4 protein-coding genes are annotated in these 3,327 nt (G+C 61.0%); all 4 read right to left on the bottom strand.

Going from position 1 to position 3,327, the window contains the following annotated elements; genetic code table 11:
* Positions 1–440 precede the first annotated feature (440 nt).
* Complete coding sequence (locus tag PMW67_RS09615) at positions 441–1,388, bottom strand: hypothetical protein (protein ID WP_271739693.1); 948 nt, start codon at positions 1,386–1,388, stop codon at positions 441–443.
* Positions 1,389–1,591: 203 nt separating this feature from the next.
* Positions 1,592–1,873, bottom strand: a complete 282-nt coding sequence (locus PMW67_RS09610) for a hypothetical protein (protein WP_195193394.1) — start codon at positions 1,871–1,873, stop codon at positions 1,592–1,594.
* Between the two features lie 2 nt (positions 1,874–1,875).
* The gene (locus PMW67_RS09605) at positions 1,876–2,130 is read right to left on the bottom strand and encodes a hypothetical protein (protein ID WP_117638241.1); all 255 of its coding nucleotides are present in this window, start codon (positions 2,128–2,130) and stop codon (positions 1,876–1,878) included.
* A gap of 49 nt (positions 2,131–2,179) precedes the next feature.
* On the bottom strand, positions 2,180–3,238 hold the full coding sequence (mobV, locus tag PMW67_RS09600) for a MobV family relaxase (RefSeq protein ID WP_271739691.1): 1,059 nt from the start codon (positions 3,236–3,238) through the stop codon (positions 2,180–2,182).
* Between the last annotated feature and the right edge of the window lie 89 nt (positions 3,239–3,327).

Here is a 3,327-nt window from a genome sequence, read left to right as displayed (position 1 = left end):
CTCCCGGCTTTTGGAACAAAAGGGTAACGCACTCCCCTTTTACCTACGGAAAAGAGGGCGCACCGACAGTGTAGCACTGTCGGTTCTCCGCGACTTAGGGTCGCTCCGCGCCTGCGGCTTGGCGGCACGCGGCGGCGCGTGCATGAGGGGGCAGGCCCCCTCAAACTCCCCCGCTCAACCTGATTTGTCATTTGTCATTTGTCACATTATTTTTCGGACGTAGTTAGCGAAAAATAATGAGCCGCCCGATTCTGCAGGTCTCATCCAGTCGAGACACGGGCAAGGAAAGGGTCGATGGAGCAGAGCGTCCATCGACCCTTATCCAAGTCTGGTCTATTCAGTTGCCCGTCGCGTCAATTCCGCAGCCGGTGAACGAGTCGGCTTAGATCTGCTACGCAGACCACGCCGCCCCGTAGTCACCGCCTGCTACATTGACCCGCCTACTCGAACCGAGCGCACCAGCTTCGCGCTTCGGCTACGGCTGCGGCGGCGCAGTCGGGCGGCAGCTCGACCATCGGCGTGCGCAGATACTCGCGCACCTTCGGTCGTGAACGCCAGCCGAGCATGTTGATGAGCGTCTCGACCTCCTCGCCGCGCTCGGCCTTCTCGGCGAGCATGATTCCCACCACGCGCACCCAGTCGCGCGTGCTCTCATCGCTATGCCATGCGTGAACCTGCGGCCAGTGCGCGACAACCTGCCCAGCGTCCCACTCCCCGTCACACGTCAGCTCGATGCGCGTCAGCACACTCGACAGGTTCATCTCGGCCGCCTTGTCGTAGACCTTTACGTATCCGGGGGTGTTCTTGACCCCGAGGTATTCCGTGATTCCGTTGCTGATGACCGATTTGTACATCCGCCTGTCCTTGCTAAGGCGGCAGTCCAGACGGCTTGTCGGCAAATCATAGGCGAGGTCGAACCTCTTCAAGCGGGCGTGCGAGATGCACGGCGCGAGCTTTTCCAGCAGCCGCCAGAACCGCTTGTCCCCTGCGACCTTGTTCGGGTTGAACTCGATGAACCCGCGATTCATGTTCACCTTGCAACTCGGCTCCATGAAGCCGATGCCGAGCGCGACCGAGCTGTCGCCGAGGTCGAAGCTCCAAAGCTCGTACCAGCCGCCGGGTCGAATCTTGCTCGTCCACGCGCTCATGCTGTCGCAGTCGAAGGTCTGGGCGTGCGTGCTCAACCACTCGCCCTTGCCGTTGATGAACGACAGCTTCAGGCGAACCATATCGATTGAGAACGTTGCCCCAGATTCGGTCTTGTATGCATTCCAGTAAGAGGGGTGAACCACCGTAAGTGGTTGAAATCCGGCTATTAGACAAGAGCCGGATTTCACATCCGGGTTCGGCGGGTATGCAGAACCGCCCTCGTTTCCATTCATTGCCATGAAAAAACCTCCCTGTTTGGGAGGTAGCTGTTTGGGGATATCCCAGCTTGATATAATGCTGGTGTATCGCCGAGCTACCATCTCGGTTGATATGCGAGCTGCGAGTGTTGGCGCACTCAAAGCTCTGACCCAAATTATAACGGGGTCGCCGGCAGGAAAGGGGAGCCTTCAAGGCTCCCCTTTCTGTTAGCTCCCCTGCTGCTTTACGCTATGGCCATGAGACCATCGGCGAGGATTCCGCGGGCATACGCACCCGTCGACTTGCCCTCGGCCTTCGCTTCCTTCTCAAGCGCCCGTTTCATGGCGGCGGGAACCTTGAGGGACAGCGTTACCGTCTCGGGCGCTGCTTTCGGGAGTTTCCCCTCGACGATTTCGCCCACATTCACCCATCCGCTTGGCCACTCGTCGCGTTCGAGAGCGCTTTCCCAATCGGCAATCATCTCATCGGTAACGACCTTGCCGTTCTCGGCAACGATTCCGTTCATGTCTACCTCCATCCCAGCTCACGCTTGAACTTCTTCGTCGGCGGCACCATCGCGTGGAACACGCACCAGACGCCGTCGATATCCATGAATCCAATCAGCTCGGCAAATCTACCGTCGGGAAGCGAGCCGACCGAAATCCAGAGCGGCGGGTCATCCGTGCCGTTTCTCTGGCGGCACCGAATCGGGTTCTCCCACGCATACGCGACCTCATCGCTGGTAAGCCCGTGCTTGAGGGCGTTCCCGTGTACTCTGACCAATGCCGTTCTCCTTTCTTCCCCAATAAGTATACCCGATTGGTATACCTAATCAAAGCACCTGATTATCGAGCGCTCGCGCTGGGGCTTCGCGGCCGTCAAGCTCCCTGCTGGCACCCCTCATATCACCGACCTCATCCAACAGAGAGCACTCGTCCATCTCCCTCGACAGCTCGCCCATCTCCGCGACCTTCTCCCTGGCACCGTCAACGAGTACCTTCTCCGCGCGCCTGCCGTCACGTGCCGTCATGAAGTCGCTCCCCGCCGCGAGCGCGGCCTTGCAGATCGGGTTCTCGGCGAACTCGACGAGCTTGGCCTTGAAGCTCCCGAGGAAGCCGCGCACCGACAGGCACTCGGCTATCTGCGCCAGCTCGGCCTTGATGCGCTCGAACCTCGCGGCGAAGCCCTCGACCTGCGACCTGCACTCGGCGAGCTGCGCCCGGGTGGATGCAAGCTCCTCCCGTGCCGCTTCGAGCTGCTCGGCCTTCTCGTCCAGCTCTGCCTGAACCCGGCGGCTCTCGGCCTTGTATTCGGCCACGGACTTGTGCCGCCTTGCCGGTTGACCCTCCAAGCGCTTTTCGCCCCTAGAAAGGCCGTACAGCGCCCCTACGCGCCCGTAGAACCTGTCCTGCATCGCACCGAGCGCCGCCTTGTCCGGGAAGAACCCCTTCCACGAGAGCTTGCCGTCCCTAAGCGGCACGAAGCCGAAGTGGGCGTGCGGGGTCTCCTCGTCCATATGCACCGTGAAGTGCACCAGATTCGACTCCCCGAATTCCTCGCGGCAGAACCCGAGCGCGTCCTCGAAGAAGTCCCTCACCTCCTCGGCGCTCGCGCCCTCGAAGAACTCCGGGCTTGCCGTCACGATGCCCTCGACGAGCCTCACGGCATCCTTGCGCACCTTGCGGGTGCCCCTGTAGCCCGCGTCAATCCTCGCCTGCACCTCGCCCTCGTAGTCGGCGTGCGGGCACAGCTCTCGGTTCATCCGGGTTCGGGATTGGTCTATGTCCGGGTTCGTGTGCTTTCCCGGCTCGCGGTCGTTGTGGTACTGCATGGCGCCTATCTCGGCACCCTTGCACTTCTGGACTCGAAGGATTGCGTACTGCTTACCCATCGGCGGCGGCACCTCCCGGCTTTTGGAACAAAAGGGTAACGCACTCCCCTTTTACCTACGGAAAAGAGGGCGCACCGACAGTGTAGCAC

It is taken from the genome of Collinsella aerofaciens (assembly GCF_028209395.1).
In the GTDB taxonomy this organism is placed as follows: domain Bacteria; phylum Actinomycetota; class Coriobacteriia; order Coriobacteriales; family Coriobacteriaceae; genus Collinsella; species Collinsella aerofaciens_AZ.
The sequence above is the reverse complement of the archived record's forward strand: the minus strand, read 5'-3'. Positions and strand labels throughout refer to the sequence as shown.

Bases quoted from the DNA above. Each gene is read 5' to 3' on its own strand.
- PMW67_RS09615 (WP_271739693.1), bottom strand. From the start codon at position 1,388: ATGGCAATGAATGGAAACGAGGGCGGTTCTGCATACCCGCCGAACCCG.
- PMW67_RS09610 (WP_195193394.1), bottom strand. From the start codon at position 1,873: ATGAACGGAATCGTTGCCGAGAACGGCAAGGTCGTTACCGATGAGATG.
- mobV (WP_271739691.1), bottom strand. From the start codon at position 3,238: ATGGGTAAGCAGTACGCAATCCTTCGAGTCCAGAAGTGCAAGGGTGCC.